Raw genomic sequence first — 19,516 nt, forward strand, 5'->3', positions numbered from 1 at the left:
TCACGATGGGTAGGCGGGCCGTTTTCGCCACGCGTTGACGTAGTTTAGGCCAAACGCCGGAAACACTTTCCACGGGAAGAAAAAAACTCCGCGAGCCCTCGGGGCCGCGGAGCTGAAGTCTCGAGAGAAACCGGCCCCGGCGGAAGGCAATATCGACCGCCGGAGTCAGACCGGGTGGACCACGCGGCCTGCACCCAGATCAGCCGCGATGCCGTCCGAAATCCTTCACATGGATTGAGCGTGGCGGCATTTTCTGGCCGAACCGGACGGGGGGCCCATGCCCGGGACCGGCGACGTCCACACCGCCGGGGCCATCGCAGGATCCGCCGCAACGGCCCCGAGCGGCGTCACAGGCCGGGCAGACGCCCGAGATCCAGCCCGCCCGCATCGGCGCTGCCCAGACGGGCGAAGCGCCGCTCGATCGAGTCGGCATAGCCGGCGAGCGTCCGGTGCCAGCCGTGAGCCTGCGCTTCCAGGCCGGAGAAGCCCCCGAAATCGTCGGCGCCGGTCACGGTGCCGGGATTAGTCCGCGCTGTCCGATCGAGCCGCGCCACCCGCGCCGTCCGACGGGTCTCGGCTCGGGCCGGATGCGCGCGCGGCGTGGCGGCGGCCTCTCGCTGTGTCTCCTGGCGCGGAAGCCGCGGCGCGGCGGCGCGGGCCGTACGCACCGGTGCCGCGGCCTCGGCGGGCTTGGCCGCCGTACGGGTCTTGGCCGCCGTGCCGGTTTTGGCCGCCGTGCCGGTTTTGGCATCGGCCGCGTCGAACATCGCCCGGCAATCGCTGCTCAGCCGCTCGCGCTCGCGCCGGAGGCAGGCGGCGGTGCGGCCCGGATCGGGGATCGACGAGGCGCAGAGCCGGAACGCATCCGGCCCGCAGGCGGCGCGCTGCGCCTCGGTTCCCTGCGCAAGCGCCGGCGAGGCGGCCAGCAGCGGCAGAAGCAGGGCGAGCTTCGGGAAGGTGGTCAAGAGCGAGCCTCCGTTCACGGTTCGGACGGAGCCTCGCACGTGGACGAACGGCCCCGAACGGTTCGATTCACCGCTCGGCTTCGAGGCGGCGGCGTGAGCCGACAGGAGACCACAGCATCGGCCGGCGATGCAAATCACAAGCGGCGTGAACGGGTTAGCTGAGCCGTTGCCGGACCGCCCGAGGACGGTCCTCGCGCCTCGCCTCCGGACTGCCGCCGGCTCATACCAAGCCGATTGCCCCGCGACGGCGAGGCGGCGGGCGTCCGCCGGACGCACGGAAGGGGACCATCGGCCTGCTCCATGCCGCTTGGTATGCCGGGCGCGGCTGCCGACGTTTCCGACACAGAGATCTGCCCCAACGGGGCCGCCGCCTTCGATGAGCCGGCTCATATACTTGGTCTCAACGAAGGCCGAACCATGAAGAGCCCTGGATTCGACTGAGGCTCTCCTTCGTGCCGCCTTCCACGACCGCATCACCGCAGGACGGTTCTCTGATTCATCACTGGATCAGCTGCCGCCCTCATCCCGATGCGATGCCGCGTTACGAGGCGGTCGTGCTGGGCCGGCTCGGGCGGCTCGCGGACCGCTGCGCCCTCGTCGCCACGCATGAGGGCCGGGCCGAACGGCTCCTGTGGGGGGGATCGGCCTTCCGCGACTGGCTCGACGACGAGGTGCAGGACCATCCGGTCGCCCGGCTCGCCGACGAGGTCCGTTGGCCGATCGAGGAGATCGTGACGGCAGCCCTGCAGGCGGGCGAGCCGGCCCGCACGCGCTGCGACCGCATCACCGACGGCGTCGTCGCGACCTGGAACCTCGTCGGCGTGCCGCTCGCCCATGGAGACGGGGCGACCCTGGTGCTCGTGCATGTCGACCCGGTTTGCACCCGCACCGAGCTGGTGCAGGCGATGTTCGGCGCCACCGGCCAGGGGCTGATGGCCCTCGGGACGGTGCGCGATGCCGATGGAGCGATCACCGACTTCAAGATCGTCGCCCTGAATCAGGGCGCGGCCCTGCTGTTCGGCCGGCCCGCTTCCGCCCTGCAATGGCAACGCCTGAGCGGGCTGGTGCCCCGGCATCTCGGCATGACCGGGGTGCTGGCCGGCGTCGTCGCCCGGACGGAACGGGCGGCGTTCGAACTGGCCATCCCCCGCTCCGGCGCTCCGACCCTCCATCTCAAGGTGGAGGCGCGGGCGATCGGCGACCTGATCGCCGTCGCCATGACCGATGTCGGAGACATCAAGGCCCGCGAGGAATCGTTCCGCCTGCTGTTCGACAACAACCCCTTGCCGATGTGGCTCGTGGAACCCGGCACGGCCCGGTTCGTCGCGGTCAACGAGGCCGCCATCGCCCATTACGGCTTCAGCCGGACGGAATTCCTGACCCGGCGCCTGTGCGACCTCGCCGAGCCGGGCGAAGCGGCGGCCCCCTTGGTCGCCCACGAGGCGGGCCTGCGCCGCCAGCGGCGGGCCGACGGCTCGGTCATCGAGGTCACGCTGGTGGAGCGCTCCCTCGCCTTCGAGGGCAAGCCGGTGCTGCTCGGGGCGGCGATCGACCTGACCGAGCGCCGCCGGGCCGAGGCCCGCATCGCCCACATGGCGCAGCACGACGCGCTCACCGGGCTGCCGAACCGCGTCCTCTTCATGGTGCGCCTGACCGAGACCATCGCGGCCCATCAATGCGAGGGCACCTCCGCCGCGCTGCTCTGCCTCGACCTCGACAAGTTCAAGCTCGTCAACGACACCCTCGGCCATCCCGCGGGCGACCAGCTGCTGCAGCAGGCGGCCCAGCGCATCGCCGGCTGCCTGAAACCGGAGGATCCCGTCGCCCGTCTCGGCGGCGACGAGTTCGCGATTCTGCTGGGCGGCGCCGATCTGCCGGCCGCCGAGGCGGTGGCGGAACGCATCGTCGCCGCGCTCGCCCGCCCGTTCCTGATCCAGGAGCAGGAATGCCATGTCGGCGCCAGCATCGGCATCGCCCACCTGCCGCTGCACGGGACCGATCCGGACGTGCTGATGCGCAACGCCGACATCGCGCTCTACCGCGCCAAGGCGGGGGGGCGCGGCGGCTGGCGACGCTTCGCCGCCGACATGGACGAGGCGGTCCGGCGCCGGCGCCGCCGGGAGACGGACCTGCGGGAGGCGCTCACCCGCGGCGAACTCTCCCTGGCCTACCAGCCGGTGATCGAGAGCCGGTCCGGCCGGCTCACGGCCTTCGAGGCGCTGCTGCGCTGGCATCATCCCGTAGAGGGGCCGATTCCGCCGGGCGAGTTCGTGCCGCTCGCCGAGGAGACCGGCCTGATCGGGACGATCGGCGCCTGGGTCCTGCAGACCGCCTGCCGTGAGGCCGCCTCCTGGCCGAGCTCGGCCCGGGTGGCGGTGAACCTGTCGCCGGCCCAGTTCCGCGATGGGTCGCTGGTGCAGGTGGTGCGCCGGACGCTCGATGCCACCGGCCTCCATCCGAGCCGGCTGGAACTCGAAGTCACCGAGTCGGTGCTGCTGGCCGCCAGCGACGCCAACGTCGCCATGCTCCACGCCCTGCGCCGCCTCGGCGTGCACATCGCCATGGACGATTTCGGCACGGGCTACTCGTCCCTGAGCTACCTGCGCGCCTTCCCGTTCGACAAGATCAAGATCGATCGCTCCTTCGTGCAGCAGGTCGGCGAGAACGCCCAGTCGGCGGCCATCGTGAAGGCGGTGATCGGGCTCGGCGCCAGCCTCGGCATCGTCACCGTCGCCGAGGGCATCGAGACCGGCGCGCAGCTGGAATGGCTGCGGGAGGAAGGCTGCGACGAGGTGCAGGGCTACCTCCTCGGCCGCCCGATGCCGGCGGCCGAGGCGCGCGGCCTGATCGCCGAACGGGACCGGGCGGACTGGGCGGACCGGGCCGCCTGCGCCTGAGGGCGCCTACTTCGTGATCTTCACCGAGACCGGATCGCTCGAGGGGAACGTCTCCTCCAGGGCCTCGTCGAGGCGTTCGCTGGCCTTGTCCTGGCGGTTCTCGGGGTTGGCCTTGTCGCCCTTGCCGTCCTGGCGGAAGCCGGCGGCCTTGGGGTCGTCCTTCGGAGTGGTCTGGTCGGTCATCCGGTGTCTCGCCTGGTGTGCGCCGCGCAACCGGCGGCGGGGGATGGAGACTCAACGCGGAGGGGCGGCGGGGTGTTTCGTCGCCGCCGCCGTATCGACGGCGATCCGTTTACCGAACGACAGGAGCTTTGCCGCCATCCTCGTGGCCTGGCCGGTTCGGAAACGCCCATGCACGTCGTGATCCTGGCCGAGTTCGCCACCGCGAGCGGGGGCGCCGAGAAGGTGGCGGTGGAATCCGCCCGCGGCCTCGCCGAGGCGGGCGCGCGGGTGACCTTCATCCAGGCGGTGGACGGGCCGGCCGATGCCCTGCTCGATCATCCGGGCATCGGCCGGGTGCCTTTGAGCCTGCCCGACGTATGGTCTCTGCCCGCTTGGCGCGGGGCGGTGGCGGGCATCTGGAACGGCGAGGCCGCCCGGCGGCTCACGGCGGCCCTCGCGGCGTTGCCCGAGCCGGCCGATTGCTTGCACCTGCACCAGTGGAGCCGCGCCTTCTCCCCCGCCGTGCTGCCGGTGCTGCTGGCCCAATCCGCGCCGCTGGTCCTGACCTTGCACGACTATTTCCTGGCCTGCCCGAACGGCGTCTTCTACCGCTTCGACCAGGGGGCGCCCTGTTCCCTGGAGCCGATGTCGGCCCGGTGCCTGGCCGCCCCCTGCGATCCCAAGAGCCGCCTGCACAAGGCGGTCCGGGTCGGGCGGGCCGCGGCCCTGCGGGTCGCGGCGGGCCGGGACCGCCTCGACGTGATCCATGTCAGCGACGCGAGCCTCGCCCGGATGGCCGGGATGCTGGCGGGCCGCGCCCTGCGCCATCACCGCATCGACAATCCCGTGCGGGTCGCCCCCGGCGCCCCGGCCGAGCCCGAGCGGGGCGACGCGGTCGCCTATGTCGGTCGGCTGACGGCGGAGAAGGGGGCCGATCTCGTGGCCGAGGCCGCCCGCCGCGCCGGGCTGCCGGCGCTGTTCATCGGGGCCGGCCCGCTGGACGACGCGTTGCGCGCGCAGGGAGCCGAGGTGATCGGCTGGCGCAGCCCCTCGGAAGTCGGAGAGATCCTGCGGTCACGGGCGCGGGCGGTCTGCGCGCCCTCGCGCTGGTACGAGACCGGGCCGCTCACGATCTACGAGGCGCTGGCCCAGGGCATCCCGGCCATCGCCTCGAACCGCTCGGGTGCGGCGGAAAAGGTCCGGCACGGCGAGACCGGCCTCGTGGTCGCGCCGGAGGCGGAGGCCCTGGCCGAGGCGTTCCGGACCCTCAAGGACGATTCCCTGGTCGCGCGCCTCGGCCGGGCCGCGCATGCCGCCTATTGGCAGGCACCGCCGACGCTTGCGGCCCATGCGCAGGCGCTGCTCGGTCTCTACGGAGGGCTGACGGACGAGGCCGCGCATCACCACGGCGACCGGGCGGGACATTCGAACGGCGAGCCGGTCGTCGCTGCAATGCGGTGACGAAGCGGCCTTCGCGGCGGCGAAGCGGTTGGCCGAGACGGTTTCCGTCATTATAGTGCCGTCCGCGCGGTTCGACGGGCGTCGGACGCCGGGGCGGGCGCCGGACGGTTCGTTATTGTAGTCAGCAACATAGAAGCGGCCCGCCAATGGGCTTCGTCGCGCCGGATACTCCCTTGACTTCCATGTTGCACCGCAACATAAGGAGGGCGGGCCGGTCATCCGACACGGAAGGCGCCCGCTCCAGGCGGCGCGCCCATCTCCCGGTCCTGCAAGACAGGAGAGCGACATGAGCACCCCGAATTTCGAGATCCCCACCGAGTTCCGCGACTTCGCCGACAAGAGCGTCGATCAGGCGCGCAACGCCTTCGGCACCCTCCTCAACGGCGCCGTGAAGACCTCCGAGCAGTTCCGCACCTCGGCCACCACCGCTCAGTCGACCCTGCACGCCGCCGTGCTGAAGGGCCTCGACCACGCCAAGACCAATGCCGACGCCACCTTCGACTACGCTCAGCGCGTCGTGCGCGCGAAGGACGTCCGCGAGGCGTTCGAGATCCAGTCGGAGTTCGTGAAGTCGCAGTTCGCCGCGCTCCAGAGCCAGTTCAAGGAATACGGCGCCCTCGCTCAGAGCGCCGCCCGCTGATGGCGACGCCCCCGGCCTGACCGGGGGCGCAACGGCCTGAGCCGTCGGGAACGTTTCAGGTCCCGAAGGTGTCATGCACCGACGCTACGCTCTCCCACGGCGCCCCGGACCCCGGTCCGGGGTGACCGGTGAGAGCGACCCTTGATCGAGGAGTGAAGTCCATGTCGTCGAGCCGCCGCAGAGGACGTTCGTCGGGATCGCCCGCCACGGGCCGGCCGGCTTCCACCGTGGACACCGCACCGGAGACCGTCCCGGAAGCGGTCGCCGCCGAGGCGAACGAGAATTCCCACACCACAGCGCCGGTCGAAGCCGCCGATGCGGCGACCGACGCCGTGAGCGCGGCGGCCGAAGCGCAGACCGACACGGCCGCGATTCCCGAGGTTCCGGCCGAGACCTCGCCCGAGACGGTGCAGGCGGCCGTGACGGAAAGCGTGTCCGAGACGGCCGAGCAGGCGGCGGACGGCGTGGAGGCGGTCCGGCACGAGGCCGCCACAACCGTCGCCGAGACCACCGAGCCGACGGCCGAGGCGGTCGCGCAGGTCGAGACCACGGTCGAGGCCGTACAGGATCGGGCCGTCGAGCACGCCGCCGAGACGGTCGATCAGGTCGCCGAGACCGCCATGGCGCTGGCGGCCGCTCCGCTCGCCGCCGCCGAGGCAGTCACCGAGGCCGCCCGCGCCCCGCTTGGCGGCGCCAAGGCCTTCGACGGGACGGCGGGCGGGCGCTTCGCCTTTATCCCGACCTTCGAGCCGCTGAACGAGATCAACGCGACCCTGCTGGCCTTTGCCCGCGGCGAGGGCGAGGCGGCGATGGCGCATCTCCAGGCGCTGACGAAGGTGAAGACCCCGGCCGAGGCGATCCGCCTTCAGGTGAGTGAGTTCCAGCGGGCCGCCGACGCCTCGCTGACCTGCTTCAGCCACATCCTGCGCAGCGCCAACCGCCTCGGCGGCCCAGCCCGCTGGAATTGATCCTTTTTCGAACGGGTCCCAAACCGCAAAAACCCCCGCACCGGCCGGTGCGGGGGTTTTTGCTGTGAAGGACAGGCCGTCGGCGCATGAAAAAACCGGCGGCCCTCGGAAGGCCGCCGGCATGCGTTTCGCCGCGGGATCGTTGCTCTAGGCGCGCAACCGGCCGACGCGGCTCTTGTCGCGGGCGGCGCGGGCCGCCTGCTCGACATTGCGGAACAGGGTGCCGTCGAGGCCGTCGAAGCGGGACTCGGACGAGAAGAAGCGCACGCCGCCGCGCTCGGGGACGGCGATGCCGGCGGTGAGATCGCCGATCTCGATCACGCGCGTGGGCGGGCCGTCCTCGGTAGAGAGGACGTCGGCGAAGGGTTGAACACGGGTCATGACGGGGTGAACTCCTGCGGCCACTTCAGGGCCGGTGTCGGTGAGGCGTTCGCGTGGGCTCCTAACCCACCAACATGACTGCCCGACAACACGACCGCCCCCGCCCGGCCCCGCCGCCGGCACGTTTGGAAGTTTTCAAATGCGAAATATCGTTCAAGGCAAGTCCTCCTGATTGGCGAGGACCACGAAGCACAATGCTTCGTGATGCATTAGCGTTTGATAACGCGGCGCAAGCGTGCCATGACAAATCACCGCGGTGCGGAGACGACCGCACGCTCACAAGATGAGCGCTCAGGCCTTAACCGTCAACGGAATGTTCTTTCGAAGATCAGCTTGACAGGGAAAGATCAGGCCGGGCTTCGGCCCGATTCCGACGTGTCCGACCTTTCGGGTCCGAAGCGCTGTCCGCCACGGCGGAAGCCGGCTCGTCTCGGGGACAGCCGCGTTTGGGCGACGACGTGACGGTGCGACCCGACAGGAGCGGGCCGCAGCGCACGAGAATCGTCTTTTTCCGAAAGCCGGAAACCGCCTTTCGGGACGAGGCCCGGGGCTCAGCCTGCGGCGACGATCCGGCCGAGATCGGCATGGGCCGTGAAGACGCGAGCCGCCCCCGCCGCCAGCAGTTCCCGCCCGGTGCGGTCATGGCCCCAATGGCCGCCGCCGGTGAAGCCCGCGACCCGCATCCCCGCGGCGCGGGCGGCCTGGACGCCCGGCACGCTATCCTCGATCACGAGGCAGGCGGCCGGTTCGGCCCCCATCCGCGCCGCGGCGTGCAGGAACAGGTCCGGGAACGGCTTCCCGCGGGCCACCTCGGCGGAGGAGAAGATGCGGCCGTCGAAGAACGGCAAAAGGCCGGTGAGGCCGAGGGATCGGCGCAGCCGTACCGGATCGCTGCTGGAGGCGACGCAGAACGGCAGGCGAAACTCCGTCAGCGCCGCGGCGATGCCGGCCATGGCCGTGAGCTCCGCCTCGAACGCCTCCAGCGTCTCGGCCTTCACCCGCTCGGCAAAGCCCTCCGGCGGCGCGATGCCGTCCTCCGTCGCAACCCGCTGCATGATCGAGACCATGGAGGTGCCGGCATAGCGCGCCCGCACCGTCTCGACGTCGAGGCAGAGGCCGATTTGGTTGAGCCCACGGGTCAGCACGCCGAGGCTGATCGGCTCGCTGTCGACCAGCACGCCGTCGCAGTCGAAGATCACCAGGGCGGGAGGAGAATGCGCGTCCGTCATCGGACCCGGCCTCTCGCACGGGCGCGCGGGCCCTGGCAACGCGGCGGGAGCGCCCGGAAGGCTTGCCAGGATGACCGAGCTCGGCCTAGTCAGTCGGCCAAGCGCGGCGGCTCGAGCCCGCGCGAGGTCGGACATGCTGCGAAACGTCGCCCGCTTCCTCGGACTGCCGTTCCTCAGCCGCGCGATCGGGCTCGTCGTCATGGCGGGGGGCTTCGTGCAGCTCTGCTACGACGGGGCACGCTCCATCGCCAACAACGGCCTGCGCATCACCACCCTCGCCGACTGGATCCACACCCTGCCCCAGGACCGCACCGCGGCCCTCGGCCAGACCGTCGAGAAGGTCGCGCCCTGGGCCGACGCGGTGCTGCTGGCGCCGCTCGGCCTCGTGCCCGCCTCGCTGTTCGCCCTCGGGCTCGGCGCCGTGCTGATCTGGCTCGGCCAGCCGCCGCGGGAGCCGATCGGTTTCCTGACCGGGCCGTGAGGCGAACGCAGCCTCGCCGCGGGCGGAGCTGCAACAGTGTGACGCCCTGCCTTGAAAAACGCCCACCTCGCCGGGCACGGTCGGGGCGCTGACCGACTCTTGCCACTCATCGAGTCCCGCCCCTCATCCGGACGAACCGACGCGCATGACGCTGCCCCGCCTGTCCCTCTCCGCCCTCGTCTCCCTGGCCGTCCTGGCCGCCCTGGGGCCGGCCGCCGCGCAGGATCGCGGCAGCGTGAACCCGAAGCCACTGCCGCCGCTCGCCAACCCCAACGATCCCTCGACGCCGGCCAAGGCCCTGTTCGGGCGCGTGACCGGGCCGACCGGCGGCCAGCCGCAATCCTTCGGTTCCTACGCCAAGGGCTGCTTCGCCGGCGGCGAGGCCCTGCCGATGGACGGGGCCAACTGGCAGGTGATGCGCCCCTCGCGCAACCGGATGTGGGGCGTGCCGCATCTCGTCAACTTCATCGAGCGCTTGGCCGCCCAGGCGCCGCGGGCCGGCTGGCCGGGCCTGCTCGTCGGCGACATGTCGCAGCCTCGCGGCGGGCCGATGCTGACGGGCCACGCCTCGCACCAGCTCGGCCTCGACGTCGACGTCTGGCTCACCCCGATGCCGGGTCACCGCATGAGCCGCGCCGAGCGCGAGGAGACCTCGGCGACCGACGTGGTGCGCGCCGACCGGCTCGACATCGACCCCGACACCTGGACGCCGCAGCACACCGCGCTGATCCGCATGACGGCGCGCCAGCCTGAGGTGGCGCGCATCTTCGTCAACCCGGCGATCAAGAAGGCGCTCTGCCGCGAGGCCGGCGGGGACCGCGGCTGGCTCAACAAGGTGCGCCCGATGTACGGGCACAATTATCACTACCATATCCGCCTCGCCTGCCCCGGCGGCGAGGGCTCCTGCGACGACCAGGCCCCGCCGCCCCCCGGCGACGGCTGCGGCGCCGAACTCGACTACTGGTTCAGCCCGGCGATCCTCCACCCGCCCAAGCCCAAGACTCCGCCCAAGCCCCGGCCGCCGATGACGCTGGCCGGACTGCCGGATGCCTGCCGCGCGGTGCTGCACGCGCGATAGGGACATTCCTCGGGCGCCGAGGCAGCACGGATAAGCGCTCTCCTCTCCTGATCGAGAGGGGAGCACCCGGCCTTGCGGCTCCGGCACCGCGCCCGATACGCATCGGGCCGTCCGAACCGTCCCTACTTCTCGTGATGTCCCGCCGAGATCCGGTCCGTCAGCGCCATGAGGATGCCGGAGACGACGAAGATCATATGGATGCCGACCAGCCAGGCGAGGTCGCGATCGCTGTAGCTCTTGATGTCCATGAAGGACTTGAGGAGCTGAATCGCCGAGATCGCGACGATCGAGGAGATGAGCTTCAGCTTGAGGCCGGTGAAATCGATGGTGCCCATCCATTCCGGCCAGTCCTTGTGCTCCGACAAATCGAGCTTCGAGACGAAGTTCTCGTAGCCGGAGAAGATCACGATGATCAGCAGCGAGGCGGTGAAGGTCAGATCGACCATCGTCAGCACGCCGAGCACGGTCTGCGACTCACCGGCCTCCCAGGCGTGCATCGCGAAATGTCCCAGCTCCTGCAGAAGCTTGATGAGCAGCACGGCGAGCGCGACGGTCAGCGCCGCGTAGAACGGCGCCAGCAGCCAGCGGCAGGCGAAGAGATAGCGTTCGAAAGCGCGTTCCAGCATGTCGTCAGGCGTCCCGGCCGTCTGGGCGCCCCTCGCGGGAAGGCCCGCCACGCCGCCCCGTCCGGGCGGAGACATGCGGGTTTGCGTGGGGCACCGATGGAGAGACGGGCGGGATGCCACGGGCCTCGCGGCCGCCGCAAGACGGCCGAGCTTGGGCCGGTCATGCGGCAACGGGGCTTCACACCGGGGCGGTCCCCGGCGTGGGGTCGTCACGGCGCGGCGAGGCCGGTTCCGATCGGGCAGGACACGCCGGTGCCGCCGAGCCCGCAATAGCCGCCCGGATTCTTGGCCAGATATTGCTGGTGGTATTCTTCGGCGAAGTAGAACGCGTCGAGCGGCTCGATCTCGGTGGTGATCGGCCCGTAGCCGCGGGCCTGGAGCGCGGCGGCGTAGGCGTCGCGCACGGCCCGCGCCGTCTCGGCCTGTGCCGCGTCCGCGGTGTAGATGCCGGAGCGGTACTGCGTGCCGACATCGTTGCCCTGGCGATAGCCTTGCGTCGGGTCGTGACTCTCGAAGAACACCTTGAGGAGTTCGGCCAAGGGCAGCACGGCCGGATCGAAGGCCACCAGCACGACCTCGTTGTGGCCGGTGCCGCCGGTGCAGACCTCCTCGTATGTCGGGTTCGGCGTGAAGCCGCCGGCATAGCCGACCGCCGTCACGTAGACGCCGCGGGGCCATTGCCAGAACTTGCGCTCGGCGCCCCAGAAGCAGCCGAGCCCGAGTACGATCGTCTCGATGCCCGGCGGATAGGGGCCTTTGAGCGGATGGCCGTTGACGAAGTGGGCCTGCGCCGTCGGCAACGGCCGGGCGCGGCCCGGCAGGGCCTCGGAGGCCTTGGGCATCTCGGGTCGCTTGCGGAAGAACAGCATAGACTTCCCTCGATCGTGGTGGAGATTCGCGTCGCGGAACGATTTCCCTGATATGGTCATTGCCGCGTGCGTTGACGACGGCCCGGCGAGTCTGATCCGAGGACCGCGATACGGGAGCTTTCAGCAGCGGATGGGGCCCGACGACGACTGGCAGTTGACCGAGCGGGTGCGGGCCAGCGCCCGCCGATCCGGCAAGGGCGACCCCTTCGCCGCCGCCGTGCGGGCGACCCGGATGGCGATGATCATCACGGACCCGCGCCAGCCCGACAACCCGATCGTCTTCGCCAACGACGCCTTCCTGGCGCTCACCGGCTACACCCGTTCCGAGGTCGCGGGCCGCAATTGCCGTTTCCTGCAGGGGCCGGGCACCGACCGCAACGAGGTCGCGCGGGTGCGCGAAGCCATCGCCGCCGAGCAGGACATCCACGCCGAGCTGCTGAACTACCGCAAGGACGGCACGGCCTTCCACAACGCGCTGTTCCTCAGCCCCGTCCACGACGAGGACGGCCAGCTGCTGTTCTTCTTCGCCTCCCAGCTCGACGTGAGCGACCGCTACGCGCTGCGCGACGAGCGTGACCGCACCCGTGCCGCGCTCGATGCCAACGCGCATCTGCTGCGCGAGGTCGGGCACCGCTCCCGCAACGATCTGCAGATGATCAGCGCGATGCTGGTCCACCAGAGCGGCGACAGCCTCGACCCGGCGGTGCGGGCGGCCCTCGCCATCGCCATCGGCCGGATCGACGCGCTGGCCGCGCTCTACCGGATGCCGCAGGGCGAGCAGGAGGGGCGCGACCTCGCCGACCTGACGCGCGAGGTCGCCGGAACGCTGGTGGAGGCGACCGGACGCGACGACGTCGCCCTCATCCTCGACCTCGCGCCGGCCCCGATCCGGGCCGACGCGGCCGGGCCGCTCGCGCTCGTCCTCAGCGAGAGCGTCTCCGACGCGCTGCGCCAAGCCTTCCCCGACCGACCCGGCCGGCTCGCGATCCGCCTCGCACCGGAGGACGACGCGTGGGTGCTGACCGTGGCGGATGACGGGATCGGCTTGCCCGCGCCCTCGGGGGAGCACGCGGCGGCCGGCAGGGGCTTGGTCGATATCCTGGTGCGTCAGCTCGACGGCACCCGCAGCGTCGAACCGGAGCCCGCCGGCGGCACCCGGATCGTGTTCCGCTTTCCGGCGCGGCGGATCGGCCTTTAGAGCATCGTCCCGGATATCGGATCCAGGACGATGCTCTACGTTGTTGTGCCGCATCGTCTGTTTCCGAAAGCCGGAAACCACCTTTCGGGACGATGCTCTAGCCGGTCTCGGGGCCGGTCGCGACGGCGCCCCGCCTGGCCTTCGCCATCGAGCCGCCTACTTCCTCGCGGGAAACCCGATGCCGAGGAACCGTCCATGCCGTCGCGATCCGCCCTGCTGGGTCTGTCCGCCCTGGCGCTCGTCACGAGTGCGGCTCAGGCGCAGCAGCCGACCGGGCAGACGGAGCTGAACTGCGCGCAGTTCACGCGCAACCCGGACGGATCGTGGAGCGTGAAGCAGCCCCTCGAACTGTTCAGCGACAACGGGCGCGTCCGGATCATGCCCGGGCCGCCGTTCAAGCCCGGCATGTCGTTCGGCGGGCTCGACATCGCGCGGATGCTCGAGGAGCAGTGCCGATAGGGCATCGTCCCGAAGGCCGGCTTCCGGCGTTCGGGAAAGCGACGATGCGGCTCCGCAACCCAAAGAATCGCCCGGGCTGTGAGATCCGGGACGATTCTCAAGCTCACGCCCGCGGCTGCGCTTCGGGCCGGCGGCCGGGCGGCGCTTCACCGCGGCCGCGATAGGACAGCGCCTCCGCCAGATGCATCCGCCGCACCCGCGCCTCACCGTCGAGGTCGGCGAGCGTCCGGGCGACCCGCAGGGTCCGGTGGAAGCCGCGGGCCGACAGCCGCATCGTCTCGGCGGCGTTGCGGATGAGGGCGGCGCCCTCCGCATCGGGGGCGGCGGCCTCCTCGATCACCGGCGCCGGGCAGGTCGCGTTGGTGGTGGAGGCGGGCAAGTCCTTGGCGGCAAAGCGCGCGACCTGCCGGGCGCGGGCCGCGGCGACGCGGGCGGCGGCTTCCGCGGAGCCTTCCACGGGCGGCGGCAGGATCAGGTCGGCGGCGGTGACGGCGGCGACCTCGACCCGCAGGTCGATCCGGTCGAGGAGCGGGCCGGAGATGCGGGCGCCGTATTGCGCGGCGCAGCGCTCGTTCGGGCCCTTGCGGCAGGTATAGCCCGGCTCCAGCGCCATGCCGCAGCGGCACGGATTCATCGCGGCGACCAACTGGAAGCGGGCCGGATAGGTGACCCGATGGTTGGCCCGCGCGATCATCACCTCGCCGGTCTCCATCGGCTGGCGCAGGGAATCGAGCACCTGGGGGGTGAATTCGGGCAATTCGTCGAGGAACAGCACCCCGCCATGGGCCAGCGACACCTCGCCCGGCCGCGCGTTGAGGCCGCCGCCGACCAGCGCCGCCATGGAGGCCGAATGATGCGGCTGGCGGAACGGACGACGGTTCGACAGAGCCCCATCCTTCAGCACGCCCGCCACCGACTGGATCATCGACACTTCGAGCAGCTCGCGGGGGCCGAGGGGCGGCAGGATCGAGGGGAGACGCGCCGCCAGCATCGACTTGCCGGCACCGGGGGGGCCGTTGAAGATCAGGTTGTGGCCGCCCGCCGCGGCGATCTCCAGGGCGCGCTTGGCGCCTTCCTGTCCCTTGATGTCGCGCAGATCCGGCATCGCACCGGATGGTGCCGCGATGGCCGGTTGCGGCCGGGCCATCACCTGGCTGCCCTTGAAATGGTTGGCGAGCTGGATGAGCGAGCGCGGCGCCAGCACGTCCATGTCGCCCGCCGCCCAGGCCGCCTCCGGCCCGGTCGCGGCCGGGCAGATCAGCCCGAGCCCCCGGCCGTTCGCCGCCATCGCGGCCGGCAGCACGCCCGCGACCGCGGTGATCGAGCCGTCGAGGGCGAGTTCGCCGAGCACGCAATAGCCGGAGAGCGCGTCCTCCGGCAGCGCGCCGATGGCCCCCATCACGGCCAGCGCGATCGGCAGATCGTAATGCGAACCCTCCTTGGGCAGGTCCGCGGGGGCGAGGTTGACGGTGATGCGCTTGGCCGGCAGCGCGAGCCCCGAGGCGATCAGCGCGGAGCGCACCCGCTCGCGCGATTCCGCCACCGCCTTGTCGGGCAGCCCGACCACGGTGAAGGCGACGGCGCCGGGGGCGATCTGCACCTGCACGTCGACGGCACGCGCCTCGATCCCCTCGAAGGCGACGGTGGCGACGCGGGTGACCATGCGGCGGAGACGTCTCGAATCGTGGAAGTTGCAGCCTAGGCGGCCCTTCGCGGGCTGACAATCACGAGCTGAGCCGTCACGGCGAAGACGAGCCGGCAAAAGAAGACGGAACCGCGGGGAAATCCGGCCGTTCGCTCGGTACGTCCCCCGTGATGGAGTGCCTGAATGTCGTTTCGCCCGCTCGCCGCTGCCCTCGTCGGCGTGGCCCTGCTCACCGGCCCGGCCCTGGCCGACGAGAAGCTGCCGCCGGATCAGCAGGCCAAGGTGGAAGAAATCCTGAAGAAGGAGGGCTTCACCAAGTGGAAAGAGGTCGAGCTCGACGACGGCATGATCGAGGTGGACGACGCCATCGACGCCAACGGCAAGCAGTTCGATCTCAAGCTCGATCCGAAGACGCTGGAGATCGTCAAGCGCAAGGCGGAATAGCCTTCCGGCTGTCGGATCGGGGCGCGCATGGACGCGCCCCGATCACGCCGCCACGCTGCTCAGGCGAAGTGCTTCGAGAGCTTGAGCCCCTGGGCCTGATAATTGGAGCCCGCCCCCGCGCCGTAGAGCGTCGCCGGCCGTTCCAGCATGCGCTCGTAGACGAGGCGGCCGACGATCTGGCCGTCCTCCAGCAGGAACGGCACGTCGCGGGAGCGCACCTCCAGCACCGCCCGGGCCCCCGTGCCGCCCGCCTCGCCGAGGCCGAAGCCCGGATCGAAGAAGCCGGCGTAGTGGACGCGGAACTCGCCGACCAGAGGATCGAACGGCACCATTTCGGCCGCGAAGTCGGCGGGTACGCGCACCGCTTCCTTGGAGGCCAGGATGTAGAACTGGCCCGGATCGAGGATCAGCGTGCGGGTGCCGTCGGCCGGCAGCTTCTCCCAGAAGTCGCCGGTGCGGTGGGCACCGGGGCGGTCCACGTCGATCAGGCCGGTGAAGCGTTTGGCGCGGTAGCCGATCAGGCCGCCGAAGCCCGAGAGATCGACCGAGACGGCGACCCCCCCGTGCAGCGACGGGCTCGCGACGTCGACCAGCGGGTCGCGGGCGTGCAGGGCCGAGAGGGCGTCCAGCGTCAGCCGCGGCTCGCCCCGGCGGAAGCGCACCTGCGACAGCCGCGAGCCGGTCCGCACCCGCACCGGAAAGGTGCGCGGCGAGATCTCGGCATAGAGCGGCCCGCGATAGCCGGCCTCGATCTGGTCGAAGGCGCTGGCGTAATCGGTGATGACGCGGGTGAACACGTCGATCCGGCCCGTGGAGCTTTTCGGGTTGGCGCCGGCGCTGAGGTCGGGAGGCAGCGCGAGGCTCTCCTGCAGCTCGGCGATGTAGACGCAGCCCGTCTCCAGCACGGCGCCGCCCGTCAGGTCGATCTCGTGCAGCGAGAGGGCCTCGATGCAGGCCGAGACCGGGCGGCTGCTGCCGGGCAGGAAGCTCGTGCGCACCCGGTAGGCGCGGGAGCCGAGGCGGAGATCGAGGCTCGCGGGCTGGATCTGGTCGGAAGCGTAAGGCGTCGCGGGCCGGATCGCCCCGGCCTCGGTCAGCGCGGCGATGCCTTGGGCCGCCAGGATGCCGCCGTCGCGGCTCGTCGTGTCGTCGTTCATCGCGGCTCCCTCCCGCCCGTCTTGTCCTGCGCGGCCTCGCGCTCCGCCGCGTCGAGCACGGCCATCATCCGGGCGAGCGCGATCCGGGCACAGGCCGCCATGGCGACGAGCCCGGCCAGCGTGCAGGCCAAGAGCGGAAACAGATCCGGCCGCAGCCACCCGCCGAGCGCGACGAGCAGGCCGCCGATCCAGATCGCGTTGCCGAGCATCAGGAGCGGCGAGGCCACGCCCTGAAACGCCGCCGCCACGCCCAGGCGCGCCTCGACCCGCCGCACGACGACCCGCGCCAGCGTATCGAGCACGAGGGCGAGGATGAGGGCGAGCGCGGCCCAGGTGTTCTGCGCCGGGTGCCACCACGCGAAGGTGAGCGCGGTCGCCAGGGTGACGAGGAGGCCGAGGGCGTCCGAAAGCGCCGGGCGCCGCGCGGCGGCAGCGACGGGGGCAACGTTCGGCGAGGCGTTCGGCACGAGGTCTCCGCCGGCTGATCCGGCCTGTCGGCCGGGTGGAACGCCGCGATTGACGGGATTTCGGGCGCCACGTACCACGACCCGAGGCAGATGTCGCGTCGCGGCCTGCGCTTCGTCCACGGAGACGGTTTTTCGCGATGTACAAGGCCGAGACGCGCGGCATCATGGTGACGGTGGAGCCCCGCTTCGTCGAGGAGGAATCCTCGCCGGGCGAGAGCCGCTATTTCTTCGCCTACACCGTCGAGATCGTGAACAACGGCAGCGAGCAGGTGCAGCTCCGCTCCCGCCACTGGCGCATCATCGACGGGCGCGGCGCATGCCAGGAGGTGCGCGGCGCGGGCGTCGTCGGCAAGCAGCCGGTGCTCGAGCCGGGCCAGTCGTTCAGCTACACCAGCGGCTGCCCGCTCACGACGCCGGACGGGCTCATGGCCGGCAGCTACACCATGGCGACGATGGCCGGCGAGAGTTTTGAAGCCGAGATTCCGGCCTTCTCCCTCGACTCGCCGCACGTCCGCCGCGTCGTCCACTAGCATGGCGGGCGAGCGCCTGAGCCCGCTCGAACTCCTTGAGCGGCTCGTCGCCTTCGACACCGAGAGTTCGAAGTCGAACATCGCCCTCATCGATTTCGTGGCGGGCTATCTCGACGGCTGGGGCGTGCCTTACGTCCGCGTGCCGAACGCCGCCGGCGACAAGGAAGCCCTGTTCGCGACGCTGGGGCCGAAGATCGACGGCGGAATCGTGCTGTCGGGCCATACCGACGTGGTGCCGGTGACCGGACAGGCCTGGACCACGGACCCGTTCACCCTGCGGGTCGCCGACGGTCGCGCCTATGGCCGCGGCGCGGTCGACATGAAGGGGTTCGACGCCCTGGCGCTGGCCCTGGTGCCCGACGCGCTCGCCGCCGACCTCAAGCGGCCGATCCACATCCTGCTCTCCTACGACGAGGAGACCACCTGCCTGGGCGTGGCCGACACCATCGCCCGCTTCGGGGCCGACCTGCCGCGCCCGGGCGCCGTCATCGTCGGCGAGCCGACCGGGATGCAGGTGGCGGACGCGCACAAGAGCATCGTCACCTACCACACCACCGTCCACGGCCACGAGGCACATTCGGCCAAGCCCATGCTCGGCGCCAACGCCGTGATGGCGGCGGCCGACCTGATCGCCGAACTGAACCGCATCGCCGACGCGATGGTGGCCCGCGGCGACGCCTCGGGCCGGTTCGATCCGCCCAACACCACGGTCCATGTCGGCACGATCCAGGGCGGCACCGCCCGCAACATCCTGCCCAAGCTCTGCGCCTTCCACTGGGAGTTCCGCGGCCTGCCCGACCTCGACATGGGCGAAATTCCCGCCCTGTTCGCCGCCGCCTGCGAACGCGTGACCCGCGAGCGGCTGAACCGCTACGGCGACTACGGGCGAATCGAGACGGTGGAGGAGGTGGCGGTTCCGGGGCTCGCCCCCGATCCGGGCTCCGAGGCCGAACGGCTGGCCCTGCGGCTGGCCCAGCGCAACCGGACCATCTCGGTGCCCTACGCCACGGAAGCCGGCCGCTTCCAGGGGGCCGGCATCCCGACGGTGGTGTGCGGGCCGGGCTCGATCGATCAGGCGCACCAGCCGGACGAGTACATCGCGCTGGAGGAACTGGAACGCGGACAGGCCTTCATGCGCCGCCTCGTCGCCGAGAGCGCGGGCTGATCGCGCGCCTCATCACGCCGATGTGAGGCAGGGTTGGACGAAAGTCTTCCTTGCCGCTGGGGATGATCGCCCCAGCTTCGCCCGTGCTACGGCATCCGCCAGGAATTCGTTCCGAATTTCGTCGAGAGATGCCGGGTCCGGAAGGAAGCCCGAGGCCATCCATGAACCTGAAGACGACCCTCGCCATCGCGACCGTGACGGTGCTCGCCGGCACGCCCGCTCTCGCCCTCGACGTGACGAAGACCGCGACCGTCGATGCCCCGCCCGCCAAGGTCTGGCAGACGATCGGCGATTTCTGCGGCATCGGGACATGGCACCCGGCGGTCGAGAAGTGTGAGCCGTCCTCGAAGGGCGGCAAGTCGATCCGCACCCTGAGCCTCAAGGGCGGCGGCACCATCGTCGAAGAGCAGCTCGCCCGCGACGACAAGAAGATGGATTACAGCTACACCATCCTCGAGAGCCCGCTGCCGGTCTCCGACTACAAGTCCACGCTGACCGTGGCGCCGAACGGCTCGGGCTCGAAGCTGACCTGGACCGGCAAATTCAAGGCGAAGGGCGCCCCCGACGCCAAGGCCGAAGAGGTGATCGGCGGCATCTACGAGGCCGGCCTGAAGGGGATTTCCGAGAAGGCGAAGTAGGCCTCGTCCGCGCCGCCCGTTTCCCCTTGCGGATGCGGGCGACGCCCCGTTGCCTC

At 71.0% G+C, this 19,516-nt stretch carries 21 protein-coding genes; 12 read left to right on the top strand and 9 right to left on the bottom strand.

Features of this window, described 5'->3' with window-relative positions; all coding sequences use genetic code 11:
- Positions 1 to 347 precede the first annotated feature (347 nt).
- Complete coding sequence (locus BM140_RS26655) at positions 348 to 965, bottom strand: hypothetical protein (protein ID WP_207549431.1); 618 nt, start codon at positions 963 to 965, stop codon at positions 348 to 350.
- A gap of 533 nt (positions 966 to 1,498) precedes the next feature.
- Here BM140_RS26655 and BM140_RS05370 point away from each other — a divergent pair.
- A complete protein-coding gene (locus BM140_RS05370; protein WP_091942816.1) occupies positions 1,499 to 3,862 on the top strand; it encodes a putative bifunctional diguanylate cyclase/phosphodiesterase in 2,364 nt (787 codons plus the stop codon).
- A gap of 6 nt (positions 3,863 to 3,868) precedes the next feature.
- On the opposite strand, the gene BM140_RS25730 is transcribed toward BM140_RS05370, so the two are convergent.
- Complete coding sequence (locus BM140_RS25730) at positions 3,869 to 4,045, bottom strand: hypothetical protein (protein WP_165616395.1); 177 nt, start codon at positions 4,043 to 4,045, stop codon at positions 3,869 to 3,871.
- A gap of 168 nt (positions 4,046 to 4,213) precedes the next feature.
- Between BM140_RS25730 and BM140_RS05375 the strand changes: the two genes are divergently transcribed.
- The 3 genes from BM140_RS05375 (at position 4,214) to BM140_RS05385 (ending at position 7,093) form a co-directional block, all read left to right on the top strand.
- The gene (locus BM140_RS05375; RefSeq protein ID WP_091942818.1) at positions 4,214 to 5,485 is read left to right on the top strand and encodes a glycosyltransferase; all 1,272 of its coding nucleotides are present in this window, start codon (positions 4,214 to 4,216) and stop codon (positions 5,483 to 5,485) included.
- Between the two features lie 286 nt (positions 5,486 to 5,771).
- On the top strand, positions 5,772 to 6,125 hold the full coding sequence (locus BM140_RS05380; protein ID WP_091942820.1) for a phasin: 354 nt from the start codon (positions 5,772 to 5,774) through the stop codon (positions 6,123 to 6,125).
- 227 nt (positions 6,126 to 6,352) lie between these two features.
- Positions 6,353 to 7,093, top strand: a complete 741-nt coding sequence (locus BM140_RS05385) for a phasin family protein (RefSeq protein WP_091942821.1) — start codon at positions 6,353 to 6,355, stop codon at positions 7,091 to 7,093.
- A gap of 147 nt (positions 7,094 to 7,240) precedes the next feature.
- Here the strand turns inward: BM140_RS05385 and BM140_RS05390 are convergent, their stop codons facing one another.
- Together BM140_RS05390 and BM140_RS05395 are read right to left on the bottom strand one after the other, a co-directional pair.
- A complete protein-coding gene (locus BM140_RS05390; protein ID WP_165616396.1) occupies positions 7,241 to 7,474 on the bottom strand; it encodes a hypothetical protein in 234 nt (77 codons plus the stop codon).
- A gap of 551 nt (positions 7,475 to 8,025) precedes the next feature.
- Positions 8,026 to 8,703: an HAD family hydrolase gene (locus BM140_RS05395; protein ID WP_091942825.1), complete on the bottom strand. Its 678-nt coding sequence runs from the start codon at positions 8,701 to 8,703 to the stop codon at positions 8,026 to 8,028.
- A gap of 133 nt (positions 8,704 to 8,836) precedes the next feature.
- Here BM140_RS05395 and BM140_RS05400 point away from each other — a divergent pair, with 133 nt between their 5' ends.
- Together BM140_RS05400 and mepA are read left to right on the top strand one after the other, a co-directional pair.
- Positions 8,837 to 9,184 (top strand): PetM family of cytochrome b6f complex subunit 7, encoded by a 348-nt coding sequence (locus BM140_RS05400; RefSeq protein ID WP_091942827.1) that lies wholly within the window; start codon positions 8,837 to 8,839, stop codon positions 9,182 to 9,184.
- A 145-nt stretch (positions 9,185 to 9,329) separates the two neighbouring features.
- A complete protein-coding gene (gene mepA / locus BM140_RS05405) occupies positions 9,330 to 10,262 on the top strand; it encodes a penicillin-insensitive murein endopeptidase (RefSeq protein WP_091942829.1) in 933 nt (310 codons plus the stop codon).
- A gap of 122 nt (positions 10,263 to 10,384) precedes the next feature.
- Here the strand turns inward: mepA and BM140_RS05410 are convergent, their stop codons facing one another.
- Both BM140_RS05410 and msrA read right to left on the bottom strand, forming a co-directional pair.
- On the bottom strand, positions 10,385 to 10,888 hold the full coding sequence (locus BM140_RS05410; RefSeq protein WP_091942831.1) for a TIGR00645 family protein: 504 nt from the start codon (positions 10,886 to 10,888) through the stop codon (positions 10,385 to 10,387).
- 209 nt (positions 10,889 to 11,097) lie between these two features.
- Entirely contained in the window at positions 11,098 to 11,757 is a 660-nt protein-coding gene (gene msrA / locus BM140_RS05415) for a peptide-methionine (S)-S-oxide reductase MsrA (protein ID WP_091942833.1), read from the bottom strand.
- A 130-nt stretch (positions 11,758 to 11,887) separates the two neighbouring features.
- On the opposite strand from msrA, the gene BM140_RS26545 reads away from it, so the two are divergent.
- Positions 11,888 to 12,955, top strand: a complete 1,068-nt coding sequence (locus tag BM140_RS26545; protein WP_091942835.1) for a PAS domain-containing protein — start codon at positions 11,888 to 11,890, stop codon at positions 12,953 to 12,955.
- Positions 12,956 to 13,150: 195 nt separating this feature from the next.
- Positions 13,151 to 13,414, top strand: coding sequence for a hypothetical protein (locus BM140_RS05425; protein WP_091942837.1), 264 nt, complete (start codon positions 13,151 to 13,153; stop codon positions 13,412 to 13,414).
- A gap of 103 nt (positions 13,415 to 13,517) precedes the next feature.
- On the opposite strand, the gene BM140_RS05430 is transcribed toward BM140_RS05425, so the two are convergent.
- Complete coding sequence (locus BM140_RS05430; protein ID WP_091942839.1) at positions 13,518 to 15,077, bottom strand: YifB family Mg chelatase-like AAA ATPase; 1,560 nt, start codon at positions 15,075 to 15,077, stop codon at positions 13,518 to 13,520.
- Between the two features lie 165 nt (positions 15,078 to 15,242).
- Between BM140_RS05430 and BM140_RS05435 the strand changes: the two genes are divergently transcribed.
- A complete protein-coding gene (locus tag BM140_RS05435; RefSeq protein WP_091942841.1) occupies positions 15,243 to 15,503 on the top strand; it encodes a PepSY domain-containing protein in 261 nt (86 codons plus the stop codon).
- Between the two features lie 59 nt (positions 15,504 to 15,562).
- On the opposite strand, the gene BM140_RS05440 is transcribed toward BM140_RS05435, so the two are convergent.
- On the bottom strand, positions 15,563 to 16,660 hold the full coding sequence (locus tag BM140_RS05440) for a 2'-deoxycytidine 5'-triphosphate deaminase (protein ID WP_091942843.1): 1,098 nt from the start codon (positions 16,658 to 16,660) through the stop codon (positions 15,563 to 15,565).
- Entirely contained in the window at positions 16,657 to 17,127 is a 471-nt protein-coding gene (locus tag BM140_RS05445; RefSeq protein ID WP_091942845.1) for a hypothetical protein, read from the bottom strand. The genes BM140_RS05440 and BM140_RS05445 overlap by 4 nt, the downstream gene beginning before the upstream one ends.
- 137 nt (positions 17,128 to 17,264) lie before the next feature.
- Here BM140_RS05445 and apaG point away from each other — a divergent pair, with 137 nt between their 5' ends.
- From apaG to BM140_RS05460, 3 genes are all read left to right on the top strand, one after another.
- Complete coding sequence (gene apaG / locus BM140_RS05450) at positions 17,265 to 17,657, top strand: Co2+/Mg2+ efflux protein ApaG (RefSeq protein ID WP_091942847.1); 393 nt, start codon at positions 17,265 to 17,267, stop codon at positions 17,655 to 17,657.
- A gap of 1 nt (position 17,658) precedes the next feature.
- Positions 17,659 to 18,822, top strand: coding sequence for an acetylornithine deacetylase (gene argE / locus BM140_RS05455; protein WP_091942850.1), 1,164 nt, complete (start codon positions 17,659 to 17,661; stop codon positions 18,820 to 18,822).
- 161 nt (positions 18,823 to 18,983) lie between these two features.
- Positions 18,984 to 19,460: an SRPBCC family protein gene (locus BM140_RS05460; protein WP_091942852.1), complete on the top strand. Its 477-nt coding sequence runs from the start codon at positions 18,984 to 18,986 to the stop codon at positions 19,458 to 19,460.
- The last annotated feature ends 56 nt before the right edge of the window (positions 19,461 to 19,516 follow it).

The organism is Methylorubrum salsuginis (assembly GCF_900114375.1).
Taxonomy (GTDB): Bacteria; Pseudomonadota; Alphaproteobacteria; order Rhizobiales; family Beijerinckiaceae; genus Methylobacterium; species Methylobacterium salsuginis.